Source organism: Dickeya fangzhongdai, from assembly GCF_002812485.1.
GTDB classification, from domain to species: Bacteria; Pseudomonadota; Gammaproteobacteria; order Enterobacterales; family Enterobacteriaceae; genus Dickeya; species Dickeya fangzhongdai.
Map to the genome: position 1 here is coordinate 4,905,165 of NZ_CP025003.1, position 24,865 is coordinate 4,930,029.

Consider the following 24,865-nt stretch of genomic DNA (forward strand, 5'->3'; position numbering starts at 1 on the left):
TATGCTCCTTAGAAATAGACCCAGCGGCGGGCAATCAGGGTGTTGACCAGCGACAGCGACCCCGCCAGCAACAGGATCATCACCGCGCTGGCCGCCGCCGGTCCCATGCTGAACTGCTGGAACGCCTGCTGGTAAAACAGGTACATCAGCGTGCGGGTGCTGCTGCCGGGGCCGCCCTGCGTCAGCATTTGAAATTGATCGAATGCCTGAACGGCATTCACCAGATTGACGATCAACAGGAAAAAGGTGGTGGGGGAAATCAGCGGCAAGGTGATGGTTAACAGGCGTGTGGCGCGGCTGCCGCCGTCCAGCCGCGCGGCTTCGTATAGCTCGGCGGGAATGCGGTTGAGCGCGCTGATGAAGAACATCATCGTCCAGCCGATGCCCTGCCATACCGTGACCGCCACCACCGCCAGCATGGCGCTGCCCGGCCGCTCCAGCCAGGGCACGCCCGCCGCGCCGAACAGCCCGAGCAGTTGGTTCGCCAGCCCGGCGCGAGAGTCGAACACCCATGACCACACCACGGAAACCGCTACCGTCGGGGTAATCCACGGAGAAAAGATCATCGCCTGATAACAGCGTTGCCCGCGACACCGGCGATGCAGCAGCAGCGCGAATCCCAGCCCCAGCGCCACCACCGGCATCACCACCGCGATGGCGAACACCAGCGTGTTTGCCAGCGCGCCGGAAAAATCGTCGCTCTGCAGCAAATCACGGTAATTATCCACACCGACGACATGATAATCCGGCGAAATATAATCCCAGTCGGTGAGGCTGATATAGAGGCTGCAAAAAAAAGGAATCACCCAGAATAGCAATAACGGGATCAGCAACGGGGCAATAAACCCGGCGCCAATAAATCCTGAGCCACCAAACCCACCGCGGTTAAATAGCGTCGGTATTTTATTGGCCTTCATGACGTCTCCGTAAATCACACCCCGGTGTTAATCCGCCAAGCCTAAAAGCGCTCTGTGACAACAAACCGGCAAAAAGAAGACAGTTTCATGATTCAGGCTTTTCTGTTTTCATTTCACGGCCTTCAGAGTGAAAGTGATGACGTTCACATCATTGCCGGGCTCAAAAAGATATTTTCTCTTCAACAAACTTATTTACAGGCTGAAAGAAATCCCACGATTCTTACATAGAAAAAATATTCTTCCCGCTACCGCCATCGCTTAGCCTTGCGGTAGCCAAAAGGCATGTACCCGAGGATTAACTATGTTATTCACACGCAAGACCGTCGCCGGGCTGTTGTTGTCGGCGTTACCCTGGCTGGGCGCGCAGGCGGAAACCGCTCCGTCAGGCTGGACGCTGGAAAAAGTGGTGGAAATAAGCCGCCACGGCGTACGCCCTCCGACCGAAGGCAACGTCAAAACCATTCAGGAAGGCACAGGACGCAACTGGCCTGCCTGGCTGACCCATTACGGCGAGCTGACCGGTCACGGTTATGCGGCGGCGGTACTAAAAGGACGGTACGAAGGGCAGTACCTGCGCCAGCACGGGCTGCTGACCCCAAATTGCCCGGCGTCCGACGACGTGTTTGTCTGGGCCAGCCCGCTGCAACGCACGCAGGAAACCGCAATGGCGCTGATGGATGGCGTATTCCCCGGCTGCGGCGTGGTGATTCGCGGCCCGGAGAGTGAAGACAACGACCCGCTGTTCCATGCCGAAACCGCCGGCGTGCCGGTGGATCAGGAACAGGTGAAGGCCGATCTGCAAAAAGCGATGCAGGGCAAAAGCGCCGGGCAGATTCAGGCGGAGTGGCAACCGGCGATCGATCGCCTGAAACAGGCGGTCTGCCTGCCGGATAAACCCTGTCCGGCGTTCAGCGCCAAATGGGAAGTGAAAGAGAGCAAAAAAGGGAACCTCTCGCTGCATGGGCCGGAAGCGCTGGCCAACATGGCGGAAACCATCCGGCTGGCCTACAGCAACAACAACCCGCTCGGTCAGGTGGCGTTCGGCAACGCCAGAACCGCCGCCGCGGTGGGCGCGTTAATGCCGCTGCTGACCGCCAACTACGATTTCACCAACGACTTGCCCTACGTGGCGCGGCGCGGCGGTTCGGTACTGATGAATCAGATAGCCCTGGCGCTCAACCCGGAACATCAGGCGGACGCCCCGCCCGACGCCAAATGGCTGCTGTACGTAGCGCACGACACCAACATCGCCAAACTGCGCGCCATGCTGGGCTTCACCTGGCAGATGGGCGACTACCCGCGCGGCAATATCCCGCCCGCAGGCAGCCTGATCTTCGAACGCTGGCGCAATCCGCAGTCCGGCCAACGCTTCGTGCGCATCTACTTCCAGGCGCAGTCGCTGGACCAGATTCGCGGGCTGACCGCGCTGGATAACGACCATCCGCCGCTGCGCAGCGAATTCTCGATGAACGGCTGCCAGAAAACCGATGTCGGCACCCTGTGTCCGTACGATGCCGTGATGAAACGCCTCAACGGCGCGGTGGATCGCACCGCGCTGCTGCCGGTGCGCTATACGCTGTAATCGTTATACCCGTCACGGGCGGAACCCCGCCCGTGATTACCGACGACTGGCCGCCACCAGCGCCAGCAGCGTCACGCCGCCGGCAAACAGCGTTACCGGCATCCAGCCGCCCGCCTGCCAGGCGGCCATCGCGCCGCTGGAACCCAGCGCCCCGCCGAGGAACATGCCGCCCATGAACAGCGTATTGATGCGCCCGCGCGCCGCCGGTTGCAGGCCATAAATCACATGCTGGTGAGCGATCAACGCGCTCTGCACCCCGAGATCCAGCAGTATCACCCCGACAATCAGGCCCGCCACCGCGCCCCACAGCCCGAACACGCCCCACGCCAGCAGCGTGAGCAACGCGCCCAGCAGAATCACCGGCCGACTGCCGATGCGATCCGCCAGGCGTCCGGCCACCGGCGCCGCGGTAATGCCCGCCACGCCAATCACGCCGAACAGACCCGCCGCCGCCGCGCCCATCGGATGGCTGCCGCTGGCGAGGTACAGCGCCAGAATGCTCCAGAACGCGCTAAACGACGCAAACAGCGCACCCTGAATCCAGGTGGCGCGACGCAATGCCGGCTCCGCGCGCCACAGCGTCAGCAGTGAGCGCATCAGCGAACGCCAGGACAGCGCCGATGACGACGGCAACACAGGCAGCATGCGCCCCATCAGCGCCGCGCCCGCCAGCGCCAGCGGCACGCTCAGCCAGAACATGGCGCGCCACCCGGCGGCATCCGCCACCAGCCCGGCCAGCGTCCGGCTGAGCAGTATGCCGCTCAGCAACCCGCTCATCACGGTGCCGACCACCGCGCCGCGCTGACCCTCGCCCGCCACCGTCGCCGCTACCGGCACAATCTGCTGCGCCACCGTCGCGCCGACGCCGATCAATACCGATGCCGCCAGCAGCACCGTCGCCGACGGCGCCAGCGCCGCCAGTACCGAGGCCAGCGCCAGCAACAAAAATTGCCAGACGATCAGCTGTCGCCGCTCGAACTTGTCGCCCAACGGCACCAGCATCAGCAATCCCAGCGCGTAACCAAGCTGGGTAGCGGTGGGAATCATCGATGTCGCGCCGCTGCCGGGAAAGCTGGCGGTCATCAGGCCGAGCATCGGCTGGTTGTAATAGATATTGGCGACTGCCACACCGCTGGCGGCCGCCATGGCAAAAATCAGCGGCTTACCCGCCTGTTGTACGGCGTCATCGCTGTAAGATAACGTGCTCATGGTCATTCTCCGTGGTTGCCTGTCTGAAGGTTGTTTTCCCCTCAGGCCGGAAGCACCATCACACGGCACGACTTGGGGGACAGGTTCAGCATAAGCAAGGCGACTTCACCGCAGAAGAGCGCCATCAGCCATAATATTTATTCCAGAATGGAATGGGTGAAAGGAAACTCAGGCAGGCACAGACAGATGGTGGGCCACAAATTCGGTAAACGCCCGGGCGCGGGCCGACGTTAACCGGCCGCCGGGGTAAACCGCCCACAGATCCATGACGCCGATATGCCAGTCGGTCAGCGCCGTTACCACCGCGCCGCTCGCCAGCTCCGGCGCAAACATCCACGCCGACGCCACCGCCAGGCCGTTGCCCGCCAGCACCGCTTCCCGCACCCCTTCCGCCGCGCTGGTGCGGATGCGTCCCGACAGCGTGACCAGACATTGCCGGTCATCGCGACGAAACCACCAGTTGCCCGGCGCATCGGCCTGCAGGTAGATCACCGCGTCATGCTCTTCCAGCGCCTCGGGCAAGGCCGGCGTGCCGCGAGCGGCGAAATACGCCGGCGTGGCCAGCAACCGCATCGGCGCCGAGCCGATCTTCCGGGCGGTCAACCCGGAATCTTTCATCTCGCCCAGCCGCAACGCCACATCAATGCCTTCGGCGATCAGATCCACCGGACGGTCATCCAGAATGATGTCCACCTTCAGCTGCGGATGCTGCGACATAAACCTATGCAAACGGGGCAGCACATGCAGGCGGGCGAAAGTCACCGGCGCCGACACCCGCAAATAACCGCTCAGTTCTCCGTTACCGCCGCGCACCCCGTCCTGCGCCTCGTGCAACTGTTGCAACGCCGGGGCGACCTGCTCGTAAAACCGCTGCCCGGCTTCGGTGGGCGTCAACCCACGGGTGGAGCGCAGCAACAGCTTGACCGCCAGTTGCTGCTCAAGCTGTATGATGGCTTTGGAAATGGCCGGCTGGCCGATGCCCAGACGGCGCGACGCAGCGGAAAAGGAGCCGCACTCATAAACACAGATAAACGTTTCCAGCGTTGCCAGACGATCCATTTTCTCCCCCGGTGATTCACCACCAATACACGCCTGTCGGGCTACTCGGCCACTTCCGGACTCGCCGGTCTGGCGGCGTCCCGCTGCGTCGTCGCAAGCGCGTTGGCCGCCAGAAACAACAGCCCCAGCAACCCCAGAATAGCGATTAGCCCATCACGGCCGTACCACTGCATCAGCGAACCGCTCACCAGCGGACCACTGAAGCTGCCGACGCCCCATAAAACGCCGAACAAGGCGTTGATCGCCACCAGATCGACGCCGCTGAACTGCTTGCCCGCCCGCACCAGCGACAGAGTGTAAATACTGCCCGCCACCGCACCCAGCAGGAAGACGTTCGCCCACACCCAGCCGGTGCCGTAGCTGAACGGCAGACCGGCCAGCATCAGCACGAACAGCACCCCGCAGACCAGATGCACCCGCACCGTACCCAGTTTGTCGGAAACCCAGCCCAGCGGCACCTGCAACAACGCATCGCCGATAAACAGCACCGTCACCAGCAGCACCGCCAGCGGTTCCTCGTAGCCGTGCGCCATGCCGTACAGCGGCAGCATCGACAGCACCGCGCCGTCGAAAAAGGCGAACGCAAATACCGCCGCCGCCAGCGCCGGCGCGGCCAGCAGCAGTGAAAACAGGTTATGTTGCCGATGGGCGCTCAGCGCCAGCCCGGAAAAAGACGAGCCGGGCACCATCAGCAGGCATACGCCATGCAGCGCCAGAATCAGCAACAGCCCGGTGGGATCGTCCAGGCCGGTGAGAGAAATCAGCAGCGGCCCCAGCAGTTGCAGGCCGGTAAACGCGGTGGCGTACAATCCCACCAGCACACCCCGGCGGTGCTCGGCGGTGTGGCCGCTGACCCAGGTTTCGCCGATGACGATAATCAGCCCACAGCAAAATCCCATCAGAAAACGCGGTGCGGCCAGCAGCAGCACATTGTCGAGGTAAAACGACAGCGTCAGGCTGACGCCCATGCCCCATGTCGACAGCGCCAGCAAGCGGCCCACCGGCAAACGCATCGCCACAGGCGCCGCCACCCAGGAAGAGACGAAGACGCCAATCGCCGGCAGCGCGGACATCATGCCAGTCAGCGCGGAGCCGTATCCCAGCGCGGTCAGTTTCAGCGTCACCAGCGGGATGGAATACCCCTGAACCAGTCCCACCAACGAGGCGCTGGTCATCACCACCCAAATCGCCAGCTGATGCGCGCGGCGCGATCTCGACATGCTGTTTCTCCGTCCCTTCGTGATTTATCAGGCGGCCTACTATCACCTATACCGGATTTTACCTATATCGGATTTCAGTACCACCGGATTCCGGCGCCGAACCCGACGCCGACGTGTACCCTCACCGCAAACCAATGACTATAAATTTCATTATTTATCAAAACATTAATCTAGCACATCGATATTGAGATGATTTTTTAACCGTCTTAAGTCTCTCTTAATGCTCGCCCGTTAGCATGACACCATCGCACCCAGAGGCGGCCCCGACTGTCAACGCGCCATTCAGGAGTAAGACATGAGCTTTTACCAGCAACTGCAATCCGCAACATCAACATCGCAACAACTGATGATGTCCGCTCCGGTCATTGACGCCTGTCGTCAGGGAACCATCACCGGGGATATGTACATCGCCTTTCTGACGCAGGCTTATCATCACGTCAGTTATACCGTACCGCTGCTGATGGCGGCGAGCGGTCGTCTTCCCCGGCATCAGGCATGGGTGCGTGAGGCCATTGAGGAATATATCGACGCCGAGTACGACCACAAGGCCTCGATTCTCCACAGAATTCGTGCCTGCGGCGGCAAAACGGAAACCCTGAACCAGAATGCCGCCACCCAGTGGATTGAACTGATGGCGGCGTACCTCTATGACCAGATCCAGCGCGACAACCCGATGAGCATCTTCGGCCTGATACACGTACTGGAGGGCATCCAGGCCAACATCGCGCCCGATATGGTCAGGCAGATAGAAGCGGAGCAGGGCCTGCCTGTTGGCACGATAAACGGCCTGCAGGCACAAGATCCGGCGGATAAAACATGCCAGAACGTCTTCGCCGCGCGGATGGACAACATCAGCGACTCGGCCGATCAGACCGCGATAATTCATGCCGCTCATGTGGTTTATCAGCTGTACGGCGATATGCTGCGCAGCCTCACGGAGCACTAATGTCATGAAGCTAAAAAATAAACGTATCCTTCTGACGGGCGCCAGCAGCAGCACCGGCCAGGAACTGGCATTGTCGCTGGCCGCCAGGGGCGCCAGGCTATATCTGGTCGGCCGTAATGAAAAGGCGCTGCTGGCGTTACAGAATCGGTTACCCGATCCCAGTCATCACAATATTTTGCTGGCGGACCTGTGCGACGAACAGGATCGCGACGCGCTGGCGGAGTGTTTCCCGGAAAACGCCAGACTGGACGTGCTGATTAACAACATAGACACATCGACCTTCGGCCTGTTTGAAGAGCAGAGCCACGACGTCATCCGTCGGCAACTTGCTCTTAATACCGAAGCACCGATACTGCTGACTCACTCTTTGCTCGACTGCATCAGCACGCCCGGCATCATCATGAATATCGGCTCGACCCTGGACGGGATCGGCTACCCGGGATACAGCGCATATTGCGCCAGCAAATTTGCCTTGCGCGGATTCAGCGAAGCGCTGCATCGCGAATTGTCATCTAAAGGGATTAAAGTACTGCATCTGGCTCCCAGATCCATCGATACCGGCCGTCACGCCCAGAAGACCAACGCTCTGACTCAGGCGCTGGGCTACCACAGCGACAACCCGGCCTGGGTGGCGGAACAGGTGGTCAACGCGCTGGAGCAGGAAACCGTGCGCCGTTGGTTGGGTTGGCCGGAAAAACTGTTCGTGCGGCTTAATGCGCTGGTGCCTGCCGTGGTGGATAATGCCATCCGTCGTCAGCTTGCCGCTATCCAGCATTATGCAAAGGCGCAGAAAAAATAGGGAAATCACACATGGTTCTCCGGGCACATATGGCAATCCAATCAGATATGACAATTCGGTCACATACGGCTACCCGCTTATATACGACTATCCGCTCGCATACGACTATGCGTTCACAGATGATTCTCCGAGCGACAATGCTACTGCTCAGTGGATTGCTGACGGTAAACATGGGCCATGCCGGCGATACGTCGATGGATATCCACCGGCAATGGTCCGTCTGTCAGTACAAGACGCTGGCATCCCGCAAAGATGAGTGTTTCGCCGCATTGAGCCAACAGGCGCAGGAACAGGCGGAAAGCCATCCTGATCGCGCGGATTATCTGATCTGGTCGGCGATGGTCGACAGCAGCTGGGCCGGCGTCAAAGACGGTATGGAAGCGCTCAATCTGGCCGGACAGGCCAAAAGCTCGCTGGAAAAAGCCATCGCCCTTGACCCGCATGCGCTGAATGGCGCGGCTTACACCATCCTTGGCGTGCTTTATTATCAGGTGCCGGGCTGGCCGCTGGGGTTTGGCGATGACAAAAAAGCGGAGCAGTACCTGAAAACCGCGTTGAAAATGAATCCTGCCAACATTGATGCCAACTTCTTTTACGGCGACTTTTTGCTGAAAGCGGGACGCAAGGGCGAAGCCAGACAATACCTGACCTCCGCACTGAATGCATCGCCCCGCCCGGGACGTGAAATCGCCGATCTGGGCCGCCGCGTGGAAGCCGAAAAAGCGCTGGCGCAGCTGAAATATTGATAGAACCGCCCCCGCCGTGAGCAGTACCTCTGCCCGGCGGGAAAGCACCGTTTATCCGTGTTGTTTTTTTCACCTTTTATCATTGCTCTCAGATTAAAACCCTTAATATTTTCGTGATGAAACTGATTGCCGGCCCGCCTAAATGTAAAAAAAGGTAAAAACCGGGAGAAATAAGCCATCGCGGATAAAAAGGCGAAGCCAAACAAAAAATTAGCGAGTCAGACAGGGAAAAATATTCGCAACGAAAAAGCATCGTCGTGAGAAAAAACAGCAGGGAAACAAGGCATAAAGCAGGATTTGGCATGAATATGCCTGAAACGCTAAGAGAAAGGTGAAAAAATCGCCACGCCGGGCTTCAGAAACAAAAAACTCGCTATCCAGAGGATGCGAGTTTTATGTTAACGGTAACCGGGTTTTACCGTTTTAAAATTTGGTCGGTGAGAGAGGATTCGAACCTCCGACCCCTTCGTCCCGAACGAAGTGCGCTACCAGGCTGCGCCACTCACCGAATGCGGGGCGCATATTACTGCGCCCCTACCATAGCGTCAATCCCTTTTTCATAAAAGCCAACAGGTTGGCGACAAAGTGTCCGACAGGGTGGAAAAACACCGCCATTGCCGCCGGAATGCGTGTCGTCCCAACCCGCAGGCAACGGCGTTATTCGCGCCCCGGCGCATTGCACCAGTTATTTTTTTCCTGAATGCCGCCATCCGGCGAGGTATATCCCAGACACCCCAGCATGGAGTCGAAAATCTCCTCATGACGCAGCACTTTTCCTTGTTGCTGCTGCGCCCGTAGTTGCTCAAACGCCTGCTGATTACGTGGTTGCGCCAGATACTTGTCCGAAGCCCACAGCATAACTGGCGAACGGAACTGTTCCGGCGGCGCCAGCTGGCGCGGCGTGCCATGCAAATGGTAGTTGTCGTCGATCGATTCACCGTGATCGGAGGAATACACCAGCAGCGCCTTCTTGTCGCGCAACTGGTCAATTACCCGCTTGATGAAGGCATCGGTATACAACACGCTGTTATCAAAGGCATTGATTAACTGTTCCCGGGAGCAGGATGCATCCACGCCCATACACTCCGGCTGATAACGGGCATAGCTGCGCGGATAGCGCATCGAATACAGATAGTGGGAGCCTTTGGTGTGCAGCACCACCAGGTGCTTGCCGTTAGGGTAACGCATCAGCGACTGCGACATTTCATCGACCAGCAGCATGTCGTCCACCGCTTTGCCCTCATTACGCTTTTCCGAGGCAATCATTTCACGAAAGGCGTAATTGTCGGCCTGAATGTTGTTATAGAACCAGACCTCGCTCTGCATCGCGAACAGTTCGGACGTAAACCCCAGCGATTTCATGACGGCAAAGATATTTTTTTCCCGCAGCGTACGCTGCGGGTTATCGGCGGTGCCGCCTTCCCGCACGAACATGCAGCGCATCGACAGTTTGGTGGAGGTGTCGCAAGAGTGGCCGCGAAACGCCAACAGGTTCTTTTCCTTCGCCAGTTGCGGCGTAGTATCACGCTCGTAGCCCAGCAACCCCAGATGGTCCCAGCGGGTGGTTTCGCCGATGATAAAGACGACGTAAGTGTCGTCGATTCCCGGCGGCGCCTGATAGGTAAACTGTTTGCCGGGATCAATCAGCTCGTCGTCATCCTGATTTTCATCATAACAGGCATAGGCAAACAAACCGAATGCCGACAACCAGTTGGCCGGCAGATAAGAATGGGCCACCACCCCGCCGTAACTAGGCAAATCCTGATTGGACAGTTTCTCCGCCGAGGTATTCATCCGATCCAGATAGCGTAGCGGCAACCATACCAGTGCGGCAGACACCACCAGTCCCAACAGCGCAATACGTCGGCGTCCCTGAGTACGCAATTGTTCGATCAGCGTTTGCTGCAGGCGGTTTTTCCAGATGACAAGCAAGGGCGGAATACCGAGCGCCACCACCCACAGCACAAAAAACAGCCCGACCACCTCTTTGGATAAATCAATATCCGTGGTCATTACCGCGGCGATAATGCCATAACCAATCACGACATTAAAAAAAGTCATGTAGTAGCTGGCGGCCACTGAAATCAAGACCAGCAATGACGCTACTACACGAAAAAAACGGCGTCCGCCGAGCGACAGAAGTCGCATCAGGAAAAAGGTAAACAGAATGCAAGCCATCGATTCCACCAGCAGGGGAATATATTTGGCGACCGGATTTTCAGTAAAAAACGGGAATGCATCTACACGCCGATAAAAAACCGGCAGATTCAAAAAAAAACCAATATAGATTGCCAGCAACCAGGACAATTTAGATTGTGACAACGCCAGCAGGGATTTCATTCCAGACCATACTCCAGAGGTAAAATATCCTGTAAACAGACCAATGGTATGTTCGAAAGTTCAGGCGCCATCGGCCTATTCCGGTTTTTTCTTATGCCATTACGCCCTTTAGCTGTGGAATCTTTACACAGACAGTTCAGCATCGTTTAAGCAATCTGTTTATCCTTTCGGCTAATAAGTGAATCGCGCGGAAAAACAAGGAAAAACGTTATTAGGAGCCATTTTTATTTTAAATATCGCCAAATTGATTTTTCATGTTATTTCTATTTTTTTGTTTGCTGCTCTGACTATTTTTTCCTTTCAATTCATCACTCTGGTTATTAGCTGAAAAGCGCTGTTCTTTCCCATCAGACCGGTGATTCCCGTCATGATTTCACGCCTTGTTCATTAAGCCATGCCAGTTGCCGGACGATATCGGGGTGGTGCAGAAAGTCCCGAATACGCTGCGCCCGTCGAACGCCAATACCGGAAAACTGCTGCCATTCGGCTGCGGAACGCTGCTGCAACTGTTCGAGCGATGCACCATCCAGCGCGTGCCGGGCGCGGGATGGCACCGGTAGTCCTAACGCCATCAACCAGTTTCGCAACGGCTGGCGACGCGCGTGCTGAAACAGGCGGTGAATCCGTTCCGCCTGTTGTTCGCCGAAATCACCGGCCGCCGCCAACTGAGCCGGCTCAAGCGCCAGCCAGGACACCACATCGGCCAGCGCGCCGCGCTGTGTCAGTCGCCGCCAGGTGGCTTCGCTGATGCCGCTAAGCGACAACCCGTTGCGCCCGCTCATCCATACCAGTCGGGCCAGAAACTGCGGCTGGCACTCCCGGCTCCATTGCAAACAACTGAAAACATCAAAGGGCGACGACGCCGGGACGGTTATCGCTTCACGTACCGCACCGCGCCAGACCACGGCGTCCAGCCGGGGAATCCCCAACCCCGCCAGACTGACGCTGACCCGATCCCCCGGCAGCACATCCCATTGCCGCCAGCGGGATACCGAACCGAGATTGACCCGACTAACGGTTTTGTCATCCAGCACCACCGGCTGCAGTTGCAACACTACTGTCATTCTGCCGGTGCGCCCTACCTCAACATCGACGCCGGTGACTTCCGTCACCCGGTTCACCAACGGGTATTTCCAGGCCACCGCCCACTCCGCCGGGCTGTCTTGCCAGTAACGTCCGGCGGGTTCCCGCGCCTGGCGCACCACCACGCCATCGGTCACAAACGGCAGCGGCGCACGATACCAGCGTTCACGCCACTGCGCCGCCGTCTCCAGCGAGGAAACGGGTTGCGAGTAATCCGCTGTCAGCCCAAACCCCAGTTCCCGTAATTTCGCCAGTCTCGCCGGCATGTCCGCCGGGCCGTCCGGCCAGGCCCAGATAAATACGCCAATACGGGACAGCAGCGGCGAAGGCTGTTTGCGCCGCATTTCACCCGCCACCTGCGCCCGCGCGTTAATGCCGCCGACCTGCTGTTGACGGTGGCCCGCCACCTGTAAATACAATTCGCCCTGAAAAACCTGACGGCCGGACACACCGGAAAGACGCTGTGGCACCGTATTCATCTGGCGCACCTTGTCGGTCCAGTCCTCGCCCTGCCGGCCATTGCCGCGACTGATGGCGGCAACCAGCGTCCCTTGTTCGTACACCAGCGTCACCGCCACGCCATCGATCTTGGGCTGCACCCACAAATCATGATGCTGTGCGATCCACTGCTTCAGTTCGGCCGGTTCCGACAACTTTTTCAGGCCGGTGTGCGCCACCGGATGCTGCCGTTTGCCGGTGGTAGGCAGAGCTATCGCAAAACGCCCGACATCCGTCTGAAAACAGACTTGCCAGGTCGCCAGCGTTTGACGCAGTTGATCGTAAACCTGATCGTCCACCGGGCTCTGGCCCTGTTCGTAATAGGCGTTGTCCCACTGCGTCAGTTGCTGCCCCAGTTGGGCGATCTCCTGTTCAGCCCGCGCCGACGACCATGCCGGACAAGACGCCGCTTCGGTCAGCCCGCTCACAACAAACAGCGCCGCCGCCAGCACGTATCGATATCGCATCGCCTTTCCTCCTTGAGCGAAACTCCTTGAGCGAAAACCAGGGCATTAATACGCAGGCGGTCAGGAAATACGAGCACAAAGACAAGGGAATGCGAAGCATGCCGCACGGCATCGCGCCGGTTGCAGCAACCGATATAAAAGCAGGAAAGTGGTTCGCAAAATGAAAAGAGACGGGATGACAGACAGCTGGCGGAGAGTCAGGCTGTGTTTCACCACGCGACGGTTCACACAGCGGCGTGTATAATGCGGGAAAATGCGCGACTGGCCGCATCTCTCCTTTCATCTTTATCAGACACAGAATTCACTATGGCTCAAGGCACGTTATACATTGTTTCCGCCCCCAGCGGTGCGGGGAAATCCAGTTTGATTCAGGCATTGCTGAAAACGCAGCCGCTGTATGACACCCAGGTTTCCATTTCGCACACCACCCGCGCCATGCGGCCCGGCGAAGTCCACGGCGAACACTACTTTTTCGTGCCGGTAGATGAATTCAAACGTATGATTGAAGAGGACGACTTTCTGGAATATGCCGAAGTTTTCGGCAATTATTACGGAACGTCCCGCGCGGCTATCGAGCAGGTGTTATCTACCGGCGTCGATGTCTTTCTGGATATCGACTGGCAGGGCGCCCGTCAGATCCGTGAGCGTATGCCGCAAGCCCGCAGCATCTTTATTCTGCCGCCTTCACAGGAAGAACTGGAGCGACGCCTGCGCGGTCGTGGTCAGGACAGTGAAGAAGTCATCGCCCGCCGGATGAAACAGGCGGTGGCGGAAATGAGTCATTACGCCGAATACGATTATCTGATTGTGAATGATGATTTCGATCTGGCGCTGCTGGATCTGAAAACCATCATTCGCGCCGAGCGCCTGCGTCTGAGCCGTCAGAAAGTTCGACATGACGCTTTAATCACCAAACTATTGGCAGACTGACGGCTCTTTCAGTATGATGCCCAGTCATTTTATTTCCCCACTGGAGTACACACTATGGCACGCGTAACTGTTCAGGACGCTGTAGAAAAAATTGGTAACCGTTTTGACCTGGTGTTGGTCGCCGCTCGTCGCGCCCGTCAGATCCAGGTGGGTGGCAAAGAGCCGCTGGTTCCGGAAGAAAACGACAAGTACACCGTTATCGCTCTGCGCGAGATCGAAGAAGGCCTGATCAACGGCCAGATTCTGGATACCCGCGAACGTCAGGAGCAGCAGGAGCAGGAAGCAGCGGAAATCCAGGCGGTTACCGCTATCGCTGAAGGTCGTCGTTAATTCGAATTCGGTCGCGAGTCGCCCTTGTATCTGTTTGAAAGCCTCAATCTGCTGATTCAGCGTTATCTGCCGGAAGACCAGATAAAGCGCCTCAAGCAGGCTTATCTTGTTGCACGTGATGCTCACGAGGGCCAGACACGCTCCAGCGGTGAGCCTTATATCACCCATCCAGTGGCGGTGGCCTGCATTCTGGCCGAAATGCGTCTCGACTATGAAACGCTGATGGCCGCCCTGTTGCATGACGTCATCGAAGATACGCCCGCCACCTATCAGGATATGGAACAGCTGTTCGGCAAAAGCGTGGCCGAACTGGTGGAAGGCGTTTCCAAGCTGGATAAACTGAAATTCCGCGACAAGAAAGAGGCGCAGGCGGAAAACTTCCGCAAGATGATCATGGCGATGGTGCAGGATATCCGCGTCATTCTGATCAAACTGGCCGACCGCACCCACAATATGCGTACGCTGGGATCGCTGCGTCCGGACAAGCGCCGACGCATCGCCCGGGAGACGCTGGAAATCTACAGCCCGCTCGCACATCGTCTCGGTATTCATCATCTGAAAACCGAGCTGGAAGAGCTGGGATTCGAAGCGCTCTACCCCAACCGTTATCGAGTCATCAAAGAAGTGGTGAAAGCCGCCCGCGGCAATCGCAAAGAGATGATTCAGAAGATCCTTTCCGAGATTGAAGGGCGTCTGAAGGAAGCCGGCATCAGCTGTCGCGTCAGCGGCCGCGAAAAGCATCTGTACTCCATTTACTGCAAGATGCACCTGAAAGAGCAGCGCTTTCACTCGATTATGGATATCTATGCCTTTCGGGTAATCGTCCGGGAAGTGGATACCTGTTATCGCGTGCTGGGACAGGTACACAGCCTGTACAAGCCGCGCCCCGGCCGGGTGAAAGACTACATCGCCATTCCCAAGGCCAACGGCTATCAGTCGCTCCACACTTCCCTCATCGGGCCGCACGGCGTGCCGGTTGAAGTCCAGATCCGCACCGAGGACATGGACCAGATGGCGGAAATGGGGGTCGCTGCGCACTGGGCTTACAAAGAAGGCGAAAGCAGCAGCACTACGGCGCAGGTGCGCGCCCAGCGCTGGATGCAAAGCCTGCTGGAGCTACAGCAGAGCGCCGGTAGCTCGTTCGAATTCATCGAAAGCGTCAAATCCGATCTGTTCCCGGACGAAATTTACGTGTTCACGCCGGAAGGTCGCATCGTCGAGCTGCCTGCCGGCGCGACGCCGGTGGACTTCGCCTATGCGGTCCACACCGATATCGGCCACGCCTGCGTCGGCGCCCGCGTCGACCGCCAGCCGTATCCGCTGTCTCAGGCTTTGTCCAGCGGGCAGACGATCGAAATCATCACCGCGCCGGGCGCCCGCCCGAACGCCGCTTGGCTCAACTTCGTGGTCAGTTCCAAAGCCCGCGCCAAAATCCGTCAGATGCTGAAAAACCTCAAACGTGACGACTCCGTCAGTCTGGGGCGCCGTCTGATTAATCACGCGCTGGGCAGCGGCCGTAAACTGTCCGACATTCCGGAACAGAATATTCAGCGGGAGCTGGAGCGCATGAAGCTCGCCTCACTGGACGACCTGCTGGCAGAAATCGGTCTGGGCAACGCCATGAGCGTGGTGGTGGCGCGCAATCTGCTGGAAGAACACGCCGAAACCGGCGCCGCCGGTATCCGCAAACTGCCTATCAAGGGCGCCGACGGGGTACTGATCACTTTCGCCAAGTGCTGCCGCCCGATTCCCGGCGATCCGATCATCGCACACGTCAGCCCCGGCAAAGGGCTGGTGATTCATCATGAGTCCTGCCGCAACATCCGTGGCTACCAGAAAGAGCCGGAGAAATTCATGGCGGTGGAGTGGGATGAGGTGACCGAGCAGGAATTCATGACGGAAATCAAGGTCGACATGTTCAACCATCAGGGGGCGCTGGCCAACCTGACGGCGGCGATCAGCGCGTCAAACTCCAATATTCAAAGCATTAATACCGAAGAACGGGATGGCCGGGTGTACAGCGCCTTTATCCGCCTTACGACGCGCGACCGTATTCATCTTGCGAATATCATGCGCAAGATCCGCGTGATGCCGGACGTGATTAAAGTCAACCGTAACCGAAATTAGCCTGTTATGACCCCAGAACGTTATACACGCATCCGCGAAATGCTTAACAACCGTCAGCCCGACCTGACCGTGTGCATGGAGCAGGTGCACAAGCCTCACAACGTATCCGCCGTTATTCGTACCGCCGATGCGGTCGGCGTGCATCAGGTGCACGCCGTATGGCCCACCAACCGCATGAGGACCCTGGTGTCCACCGCTGCGGGCAGCAACAGTTGGGTGCAGGTCAAAACCCACCGTACCGTTCAGGATGCGGCCAGCCACCTGAAAACGCAGGGGATGCAAATTCTGGCGACCAATCTGTCCGCCAGCGCGGTCGATTTCCGTGAAGTGGATTACACCCGCCCCACCTGTATCCTGCTCGGGCAGGAAAAAACCGGCATCTCCGCCGACGCGCTGGCACTCGCCGATCAGGACATCATCATTCCGATGATCGGTATGGTGCAATCCCTGAATGTCTCGGTGGCATCCGCCTTGATTCTGTACGAAGCGCAGCGCCAGCGTCAGTTGGCCGGAATGTACCGGCGCGAACACAGTCCGCTGGATGAGGAAGAACAGCAGCGCCTGCTGTTTGAAGGCGGTTACCCGGTACTGGCCCGCGTCGCCAGACGCAAAGGGCTGCCGCGACCATTCATTGACCACACCGGTCAGGTGATTGCCGACGCGCCCTGGTGGGCGGCGATGCAATCCACGGAGCAATAATGGACAGCCGCCTGCTGCATACCCAGCCGTTGAGCACCCTTGCCGGCGTCGGGGCCAGCCAGGCGGAAAAACTGGCCCGCCTCGGTCTGGAAACGGTGCAGGATCTGCTGTTGCACCTGCCGTTGCGTTATGAAGACCGCACCCACCTTTACCTGATTAACGATGTGCTGCCAGGCATGTACGCCACCGTAGAAGGCGAAGTGCTGCGCAGCGATATCAGCTTCGGTCGCCGCCGGATGTTGACCTGCCAGATCAGCGACGGTAGCGGCATGCTGACGCTGCGCTTCTTCAATTTCAACGCTGCCATGAAAAACAGCCTGTCGCCGGGCCAGCGCGTGCTGGCGTATGGCGAAGTACGACGCGGCAAGCTGGGCGGCGAAATGATCCATCCGGAATACCGGGTACAAGGCGAAAGCACTGCGGTCGAACTGCAGGAAACGCTGACGCCGGTGTACCCCACCACCGAAGGCATACGGCAGGCGACGCTGCGCAAACTGACCGATCAGGCGCTGGAGTTGCTGAATACCCACCCGATTGACGAACTGCTGCCTCAAGAGATGCGCCACGGGTTGATCAGCCTGCCGGATGCATTGCGAACCTTGCACCGCCCACCGCCGGATGTACAACTGGCTGAACTGGAGCAAGGCAAACATCCGGCCCAGCAACGGCTGGTGATGGAAGAGCTGCTGGCCCACCACCTGAGCATGCTGGCGGTGCGAGCCGGCGCGCAACGTCATCATGCACTGGCGCTTGAACCTAAAGACAACCTGAAACAGCAGTTGCTGGCCGCCCTGCCGTTCAGCCCCACCGGCGCGCAACAGCGGGTGGTGGCGGAAATCGAACAGGATATGAACAGGTCGTTTCCGATGATGCGTCTGGTGCAGGGCGATGTGGGTTCCGGTAAAACGCTGGTGGCGGCGCTGACAGCGTTGCGGGCCATCGCTCACGGTAAACAGGTGGCGCTGATGGCGCCCACCGAACTGCTGGCTGAGCAGCACGCTGCCAACTTCCGCCGCTGGTTCGAGCCGCTGGGTATCGAAGTCGGCTGGCTGGCGGGCAAGCAAAAAGGCAAGGCGCGGCAGGCCCAGCAAGAGGCTATCGCCAGCGGGCAGGTATCAATGGTGATTGGTACCCATGCCATTTTTCAGCAACAGGTGCAGTTTAACGGTCTGGCGCTGGTGATCATCGACGAACAACATCGCTTTGGCGTGCATCAGCGGCTGGCGCTGTGGGAAAAAGGCGAAGAGCAGGGGTTCCATCCTCACCAGTTGATCATGACCGCCACCCCCATCCCCCGTACGCTGGCGATGACCGCCTATGCCGATCTGGACACCTCGGTGATCGATGAACTGCCGCCGGGCCGCACGCCGGTTACCACTGTCGCCATTCCGGATACCCGGCGCGATGACATCATCCAGCGGGTGCGCAACGCCTGCCTGCAGGAAGGGCGTCAGGCGTACTGGGTCTGCACCCTGATCGAAGAGTCCGAGCTGCTGGAGGCGCAGGCGGCCGAAGCCACCTGTCAGGAGCTGAAAGCGGCGTTGCCCGACCTCACTATCGGGCTGGTGCACGGCCGGATGAAAGCACAAGAAAAACAGGCCGTCATGGAGGCGTTCAAAACCAATCAGCTGCACCTGCTGGTCGCCACCACGGTGATTGAAGTCGGGGTGGATGTGCCGAACGCCAGCCTGATGATCATCGAAAACCCGGAGCGACTCGGTCTGGCGCAATTGCACCAGCTGCGCGGCCGTGTCGGCCGCGGCGCGGTCGCCTCCCACTGCGTGCTGCTGTACAAAACGCCGCTGAGTAAAACGGCTCAGATACGGCTACAGGTTCTGCGCGACAGCAACGACGGTTTCGTGATCGCCCAGCGCGATCTGGAAATCCGGGGGCCGGGCGAGCTGCTGGGTACCCGTCAGACCGGCAACGCCGCCTTCAGGGTGGCGGATTTGTTGCGGGATCAGGCATTAATTCCGCAGGTTCAGCGGGTGTCGCGTCATATCCATGAGCACTACCCGGAACACGCCAGAGCGTTGATCGACCGCTGGTTGCCGGAACGTACCCGTTATACCAACGCCTGAGGACGACCGGCATCGTGGTTCCCGTCGCCTCGTCTCGGGCTTGCATTTATCCCTATAGTTAACAAGGTATTCTAGCCCAGCGTATTCCGGCAATAAGAAAACCGCATTCCGCAATCGATTGCTTTTACAGAGAAGATGATTAAAATGCGCTTTTGCCGTTCAGGAGCGCCGCCATATCATGAGTCTTTCCACCACTGAGCTACCTCAGGCCGATGCCGCCACCCCGGCACACAGCGAGCTGATTTACCGTCTGGAGGACCGGCCTCCTTTACCGCAAACCCTGTTTGCCGCCTGCCAGCACCTGTTGGCGATGTTTGTCGCGGTGATTACCCCGGCGCTGCTGATCTGTCAGGCATTGGGCCTGCCGGCGCAGGATACCCAGCACATCATCAGCATGTCGCTGTTCGCTTCCGGCCTGGCATCCATTCTGCAAATCAAGACCTGGGGGCCGGTTGGTTCCGGCCTGCTGTCCATTCAGGGTACCAGCTTCAACTTCGTCACCCCGCTGATTATGGGCGGCATGGCGCTGAAAAACGGCGGTGCGGATGTACCGACGATGATGGCGGCGTTGTTCGGCACCCTGATGGTCGCTTCCTGCACGGAAATCCTGCTGTCGCGTGTGCTGCATCTGGCGCGTCGTATCATCACGCCGCTGGTTTCCGGCATCGTCGTCATGATCATCGGCCTGTCGCTGATTCAGGTCGGCCTGACCTCAATCGGCGGCGGTTTTGCCGCCATGAGCAACCATACCTTTGGCGCGCCGAAGAACCTGCTGCTGGCGGCCGTCGTGCTGGTGGTGATCATCCTCCTGAATCGCCAGCGCAATCCTTACCTGCGCGTAGCATCGCTGGTGATCGCGATGGCCGTTGGTTATCTGGCCGCCTGGCTGATGGGTATGCTGCCGGAAAGCGCCGGTACGTCCAGCCAGGCGCTGATTAACGTGCCGACGCCGTTGTACTACGGTCTTGGCTTTGACTGGAATCTGCTAATCCCGCTGATGCTGGTGTTCATGGTGACTTCGCTGGAAACCATCGGCGACATCACCGCTACCTCCGACGTGTCTGAACAGCCGGTCAGCGGCCCGCTGTACATGAAGCGCCTGAAAGGCGGCGTGCTGGCCAATGGCCTGAACTCCTGCCTGTCCGCGGTGTTCAATACCTTCCCCAACTCCTGCTTCGGTCAGAACAACGGCGTGATTCAGCTGACCGGCGTTGCCAGTCGGTATGTGGGTTTCGTGGTGGCGCTGATGCTGATCGTGCTGGGCCTGTTCCCGGCGGTGAGCGGTTTTGTACAGCACATCCCTGAACCGGTGCTGGGCGGCGCGACCATCGTGATGTTCGGCACCATCGCCGCATCCGGGGTGCGTATTGTGTCCCGCGAGCCGCTCAACCGCCGCGCCATCATGATCATCGCGCTGTCGTTGGCCGTCGGTCTGGGCGTTTCCCAGCAGCCGCTGATTCTGCAGTTCGCGCCGGAATGGCTGAAAACGCTGCTGTCGTCGGGCATTGCTGCGGGCGGTATCACAGCGATTGTGTTGAATCTGGTCTTTCCTCACGAAAAAGAGTAAGCCGCGCTTCCAGAAATTTTTCGTCTTACGTGATAATAAGGGCCGATGGTGTAACATCGGCCCTTATTTATTGTCTGTAATAAGTTACCTGTTGAGACGACTGGATAATTACGGCATAACACGATCATCCCTTGCGACTGGCGCGGACTTGAGCAATGAAACTTATCGGGAAACTTCTTCTCACACTGCTGTTACTGGCGCTGCTGGCTGTAGTGGTGTTGTACGTACTGGCCCAGACTGAATGGGGTGCCAGGCATATCAGTCAATGGGTTAATCAACGTAGCGAATACCAGGTGTCATTCAGAAAGATGGCGCATGACTGGTCCTCACCTGGACACATTCAATTACTGGACGTCAGCTTCGGCCATAAAAACCAGCCCGTTACACTGGTCGCGCAAAGCGTATCCGCAGGATTCAGCGTGCGCCAGATTACCGATCCGCGCCATTTTTCCAGCCTGATGCTGGAAGGCGGCACCCTCAATCTGGGTCAGACCGGTTTTACGCTGCCGATTGAAGCCGATGTTCTGCAACTGAAAGTCATGGCGTTGCATGCGCAGGATGGCGACTGGCGATTGAGAGGCGAACAGGTGACGGGCGGCATTACCCCGTGGCAGCCGGAACCCGGCTATCTACTGGGTAAAAAGGCGGCGTTTCAGCTCAGCGCGCACTCTCTGCTCCTCAACGACCTGCCGGCCAGCAAGGTATTGGTGCAAGGGCAGTTTAATAACCAGCAACTGACGCTGGAAAACTTCGGCGCCGATGTGGCGCGAGGCGAGCTGACGGGCAATGCTTCCCGCGCGGAGGACGGCAGTTGGCTTGTCAATAACCTGCGGCTGAGTAATGTCCGGTTGCAAACCCGGCAGTCGATGGCGGATTTCTGGCAACCGGTGACTCGCCTGCCAGCAGTAACCGTCAATCGCTTCGACCTGATAGATGCCCGTATCGAAGGGCAAAACTGGGCGTTCACCGATCTGGACGTCACCCTGCAAAACGTGACCTTTCGACAGAACGACTGGCAGAGCGACGACGGCTCGCTGTCATTCAACGCCACCGATATCGTCAACGGCAACATGCATCTGGTCGACCCGATCGTCAGTCTGGACTTGTCGAAACAGGGCGTGAACATCAAACAGTTCTCTACCCGTTGGGAAGGCGGACTGCTGCGCACCAGCGGCAACTGGCTACGCAGCAGCCAGCGGCTGACGCTGGATGAACTGGTGGTGGCCGGCATGGAATACACGCTGCCGGCGGACTGGCGTCAACGCTGGCAGCAGACGCTGCCCGACTGGTTGGCGGAAGTGGAACTTCGGAAATTCAGCGCCAACCATAACCTGCTGATCGATATCAATCCGGCGTTTCCATTCCAGCTTACCGCGCTGGACGGCTTCGGCAGCAATCTGTTGCTGGTGCGCAACCACCAGTGGGGCGTGTGGCAAGGCGCGCTGAACCTGAACGCCAGTGACGCCACCTTCAACAAAGTCGATGTGCGCCGCCCGTCGCTGGCGCTGAACGCCAATGACAACCAAATCACGCTGACGGACCTGAGCGCCTTCACCCAAAGCGGTTTGCTGGAAGCCAAAGCGGTGATTGCACAACAGCCGGCCCGAACTTTTACGCTGGATCTGACCGGCAAAGCCGTCGCGTTCGATATCCTGACCCGCTGGGGCTGGCCTGCCCCGGCCACCGCGCCCACCGGCAACACCAACCTGCAGTTACACCTGAACGGCCGGCTGGAAGCGGCAAGCCCGCTTAGACCGACGCTCAACGGCACGCTGCAAGGCATTGACAGCGCCGGACACGCCATCAGCCAGGCAATGCATCAGGGAACGGTGGCAGACAGCGCACCCGCCACGTCGACCCCGCCGGCGGCACCCGCGCCAGCCACACAGCCTTAAGCACAGGACGACATAAAACAAACAGCCACCGTCATGGTGGCTGTTGCATATCCGGTTTCAGGACTAGCGAATGGCAGAACCGCCCTGTTCCAGCAATTCATTCGGATCCGGAGGCAACACGATGTAGACACCTTCAAACACCGCGCCTTTTTTATCATTGCCAAACAGCTCCACCTGCAACTGCACCCGCGCTTTGCGCCCGCGCGCCAGCCGATCCAGATCGCCGCTCAACGACCCTAAATCCGCCACCGCGCTGGGGCGACCGGTCACCGGCGTGCTGTAGCGGATATGCGCATCCGCCAGAATAATGGTGCCGCCCAGCTGCCGCTCACGCAGCAGCAACCAGATCAATCCCCACCCGGTAAGCGTCGCCAGCGAGAACATGCTGCCGGCGAACAGAGTATGATGCGGGTTCTGGTTCCCCGCCTCCGGCATAGTGGTAATAAATTTCTGCCCGGTGTACTGACTGATGCGCACACCCATTTTTTCGCTGAGAGGAATGTGGTTGTACCACGCCTGTTGCAACTGCCCACACCAGTCCGGGCGATGCAGAATATCATCCAGCGTCGCCACCGGTTTAATCATCAAAAAGTGGCGCACCGGCGTGGTCATCGGCGTGGTGATTTCCCCCTGATTGACAAAGCCAAGGCGGGAAAAGAACGCCATTGCATCCTCGCGAGCGCTGCACACCACTCGTTTCACCCCTTCCTGGCGCGCGACCGACTCCAGCGCCATCGCCATTAGCGTTCCCAGGCCCTTGCGCTGTACGTCGGGATGCACCGCCAGAAAGCGGATCGAGGCTTCATTATCAGCATTAATAGAGAGACGACCCACCGCGACCAGCTTGCCGTGCCCATCGACAATGGTTTGATGGTGCGCCAGCGCATCATAGGCATCCCGTTCGGAACCGAGCGGCTGATGCAGCGGTTTACGCAACATTTCCCAGCGGAACTGGTAATAAGCATCCAGCTCTTCGGCGCTTTCAGGCACTCTCAGGTAATACATAACCGCCCCTCTCAACGCATGCTTAATTGCAGCTTAGACCTGCAACCAGAAAGTTACAGGCCCATCATTTACCAGAGATACTTTCATGTCCGCGGCAAAACGACCGGTTTCAGTCGTTAGCCCGCGCTCACGGCACTGGCCGACAAAATACTGGTACAACCGGTCGGCTTCGGCGGGCGCCGCGCCGCGGGAAAAGCTGGGGCGCATGCCCTTTTGCGTATCCGCCGCCAGCGTAAACTGCGACACCACCAGCAAACTGCCGCCGGCTTGCTGAACGTTCAGATTCATCTTGCCGTTGTCATCGCTGAAAATCCGATAGCCGATCACCTTTTCGCATAAACGAGCCGCTTTCTGCTCGTCATCGCCTTGCTCTACGCCCAGCAATACCAGCAGTCCATGATCGATTTCCCCGATTACCGCGCCCTCTACCGTCACACTCGCGCCGGATACCCGCTGAATTAATGCGATCATAACGACCTTACGACTCCTGCTTAAAAACCTGGCTGGCAAAAAAATCCGGCACGACCTGCCGATCGCTAACCAGAATGGAGCGGATGCCTAATGCATTCGCCGCGTCCACATTGGCGGCATTGTCGTCAAAAAAGAGCGCGTCATGGGCGTCAACGCCTTCTTCACGCAGAACATGGTGGTAAATCGTCGCCTCCGGTTTACGCTGGCCGATATCCTGCGACAGATAAAGCCGGTCCACGGCTTGCTGAACCTCCGGGTATTCGTCCGGCCAGAATTGACAGTGCAAGCGATTGGTATTGGAGAGTATTACCACGCGATGCCCTTCCTGCCGCAAACGATGCATGATATCGATCACATCTTTGCGTACACCTATGAAAATTGCCTGCCAACCGGTCGAGAACTGCTCAAAACTGAGCGTCATTCCCAGCTCATGACTCAAGCGCGACGCAAATTCCTCATCGCTGATTTCACCGCGCTCATGTTGTTCAAAGGTATGTCCCAGAACAAAACGTTCACGCAGGGTCGCCAGCGGCGCGCCGCTCAGATTGCTCCACACCCCCAAAACACGATTGAAATCAATATCTATAACCACATTACCCAAATCAAAGATATACAGCATGCGTCCTCCAGATTGGCCACCAGGGTTTTCACTGTAGCGAGAAAAATCCGTGCTGAATAGGGAGGATAAGCAGGATCATAATAAGGTCAAAAATGGTGCAGATTCGGTCCGGAGCGAATACCGGACGCGCAGAAAAAAATAAAGGCCCCAAAATGGGGCCTTATCGCAAGGCAGCACGGTCAAATACCGTATTCCACCTTATATACCCGTCTCAAGTTGCAGGTGCGTTGGCTGCGCTCGTTCACCTGAATCACTTCCTGAGTAAGCTCATCGGG

Annotated in this window: 20 protein-coding genes and 1 tRNA gene; 11 read left to right on the forward strand and 10 right to left on the reverse strand. The window is 58.4% G+C overall.

Annotated features, from left to right (window positions below):
- Window positions 1-8: 8 nt before the first annotated feature.
- Window positions 9-917 (reverse strand): carbohydrate ABC transporter permease, encoded by a 909-nt coding sequence (locus CVE23_RS21995; protein ID WP_208622083.1) that lies wholly within the window; start codon window positions 915-917, stop codon window positions 9-11.
- Between the two features lie 301 nt (window positions 918-1,218).
- Between CVE23_RS21995 and CVE23_RS22000 the strand changes: the two genes are divergently transcribed.
- Window positions 1,219-2,499: a histidine-type phosphatase gene (locus CVE23_RS22000; RefSeq protein ID WP_038917361.1), complete on the forward strand. Its 1,281-nt coding sequence runs from the start codon at window positions 1,219-1,221 to the stop codon at window positions 2,497-2,499.
- A gap of 36 nt (window positions 2,500-2,535) precedes the next feature.
- Here CVE23_RS22000 and CVE23_RS22005 read toward each other — a convergent pair whose 3' ends face one another.
- The 3 genes from CVE23_RS22005 to CVE23_RS22015 form a co-directional block, all read right to left on the reverse strand.
- Window positions 2,536-3,708, reverse strand: coding sequence for an MFS transporter (locus CVE23_RS22005; RefSeq protein ID WP_049854821.1), 1,173 nt, complete (start codon window positions 3,706-3,708; stop codon window positions 2,536-2,538).
- A 168-nt stretch (window positions 3,709-3,876) separates the two neighbouring features.
- Window positions 3,877-4,767, reverse strand: a complete 891-nt coding sequence (locus CVE23_RS22010; RefSeq protein WP_038917359.1) for a LysR family transcriptional regulator — start codon at window positions 4,765-4,767, stop codon at window positions 3,877-3,879.
- Window positions 4,768-4,808: 41 nt separating this feature from the next.
- Window positions 4,809-5,987: an MFS transporter gene (locus CVE23_RS22015; protein WP_100850344.1), complete on the reverse strand. Its 1,179-nt coding sequence runs from the start codon at window positions 5,985-5,987 to the stop codon at window positions 4,809-4,811.
- 295 nt (window positions 5,988-6,282) lie between these two features.
- Here CVE23_RS22015 and CVE23_RS22020 point away from each other — a divergent pair, with 295 nt between their 5' ends.
- From CVE23_RS22020 to CVE23_RS22030, 3 genes are all read left to right on the forward strand, one after another.
- Entirely contained in the window at window positions 6,283-6,933 is a 651-nt protein-coding gene (locus tag CVE23_RS22020) for an iron-containing redox enzyme family protein (RefSeq protein ID WP_100850345.1), read from the forward strand.
- Window positions 6,934-6,937: 4 nt separating this feature from the next.
- A complete protein-coding gene (locus tag CVE23_RS22025; protein WP_038917355.1) occupies window positions 6,938-7,732 on the forward strand; it encodes an SDR family oxidoreductase in 795 nt (264 codons plus the stop codon).
- A 119-nt stretch (window positions 7,733-7,851) separates the two neighbouring features.
- Window positions 7,852-8,478, forward strand: a complete 627-nt coding sequence (locus tag CVE23_RS22030) for a tetratricopeptide repeat protein (protein WP_100850346.1) — start codon at window positions 7,852-7,854, stop codon at window positions 8,476-8,478.
- A gap of 431 nt (window positions 8,479-8,909) precedes the next feature.
- On the opposite strand, the gene CVE23_RS22035 is transcribed toward CVE23_RS22030, so the two are convergent.
- The 3 genes from CVE23_RS22035 to ligB form a co-directional block, all read right to left on the reverse strand.
- A tRNA-Pro gene (locus CVE23_RS22035) sits at window positions 8,910-8,986 on the reverse strand.
- 149 nt (window positions 8,987-9,135) lie between these two features.
- The gene (eptB, locus tag CVE23_RS22040; protein WP_100850347.1) at window positions 9,136-10,818 is read right to left on the reverse strand and encodes a kdo(2)-lipid A phosphoethanolamine 7''-transferase; all 1,683 of its coding nucleotides are present in this window, start codon (window positions 10,816-10,818) and stop codon (window positions 9,136-9,138) included.
- A 365-nt stretch (window positions 10,819-11,183) separates the two neighbouring features.
- Window positions 11,184-12,866: an NAD-dependent DNA ligase LigB gene (ligB, locus tag CVE23_RS22045; protein ID WP_100850348.1), complete on the reverse strand. Its 1,683-nt coding sequence runs from the start codon at window positions 12,864-12,866 to the stop codon at window positions 11,184-11,186.
- 306 nt (window positions 12,867-13,172) lie between these two features.
- Between ligB and gmk the strand changes: the two genes are divergently transcribed.
- The 7 genes from gmk (at window position 13,173) to CVE23_RS22080 (ending at window position 22,495) form a co-directional block, all read left to right on the forward strand.
- Window positions 13,173-13,796, forward strand: a complete 624-nt coding sequence (gene gmk, locus CVE23_RS22050) for a guanylate kinase (protein ID WP_013315746.1) — start codon at window positions 13,173-13,175, stop codon at window positions 13,794-13,796.
- A 54-nt stretch (window positions 13,797-13,850) separates the two neighbouring features.
- Window positions 13,851-14,126, forward strand: a complete 276-nt coding sequence (gene rpoZ / locus CVE23_RS22055; RefSeq protein WP_013315745.1) for a DNA-directed RNA polymerase subunit omega — start codon at window positions 13,851-13,853, stop codon at window positions 14,124-14,126.
- A gap of 24 nt (window positions 14,127-14,150) precedes the next feature.
- Window positions 14,151-16,253, forward strand: a complete 2,103-nt coding sequence (spoT, locus tag CVE23_RS22060; protein WP_038917353.1) for a bifunctional GTP diphosphokinase/guanosine-3',5'-bis pyrophosphate 3'-pyrophosphohydrolase — start codon at window positions 14,151-14,153, stop codon at window positions 16,251-16,253.
- Between the two features lie 6 nt (window positions 16,254-16,259).
- The gene (gene trmH, locus CVE23_RS22065; RefSeq protein WP_038917352.1) at window positions 16,260-16,952 is read left to right on the forward strand and encodes a tRNA (guanosine(18)-2'-O)-methyltransferase TrmH; all 693 of its coding nucleotides are present in this window, start codon (window positions 16,260-16,262) and stop codon (window positions 16,950-16,952) included.
- The gene (recG, locus tag CVE23_RS22070) at window positions 16,952-19,033 is read left to right on the forward strand and encodes an ATP-dependent DNA helicase RecG (RefSeq protein WP_038917351.1); all 2,082 of its coding nucleotides are present in this window, start codon (window positions 16,952-16,954) and stop codon (window positions 19,031-19,033) included. Before trmH ends, recG begins: the two co-directional genes overlap by 1 nt.
- Window positions 19,034-19,211: 178 nt before the next feature.
- On the forward strand, window positions 19,212-20,600 hold the full coding sequence (locus CVE23_RS22075) for a nucleobase:cation symporter-2 family protein (RefSeq protein ID WP_038664174.1): 1,389 nt from the start codon (window positions 19,212-19,214) through the stop codon (window positions 20,598-20,600).
- Between the two features lie 155 nt (window positions 20,601-20,755).
- A complete protein-coding gene (locus CVE23_RS22080) occupies window positions 20,756-22,495 on the forward strand; it encodes an AsmA family protein (RefSeq protein WP_100850349.1) in 1,740 nt (579 codons plus the stop codon).
- A gap of 63 nt (window positions 22,496-22,558) precedes the next feature.
- Here CVE23_RS22080 and fabY read toward each other — a convergent pair whose 3' ends face one another.
- Genes fabY through yihX form a run of 3 tightly spaced genes read right to left on the reverse strand, consistent with a single transcriptional unit; the run spans window position 22,559 to window position 24,590 of the window.
- Complete coding sequence (gene fabY, locus CVE23_RS22085) at window positions 22,559-23,500, reverse strand: fatty acid biosynthesis protein FabY (RefSeq protein ID WP_038917348.1); 942 nt, start codon at window positions 23,498-23,500, stop codon at window positions 22,559-22,561.
- 33 nt (window positions 23,501-23,533) lie between these two features.
- On the reverse strand, window positions 23,534-23,971 hold the full coding sequence (dtd, locus tag CVE23_RS22090; protein WP_100850350.1) for a D-aminoacyl-tRNA deacylase: 438 nt from the start codon (window positions 23,969-23,971) through the stop codon (window positions 23,534-23,536).
- Between the two features lie 7 nt (window positions 23,972-23,978).
- Window positions 23,979-24,590: a glucose-1-phosphatase gene (gene yihX / locus CVE23_RS22095; RefSeq protein ID WP_038917345.1), complete on the reverse strand. Its 612-nt coding sequence runs from the start codon at window positions 24,588-24,590 to the stop codon at window positions 23,979-23,981.
- Window positions 24,591-24,865 lie beyond the last annotated feature (275 nt).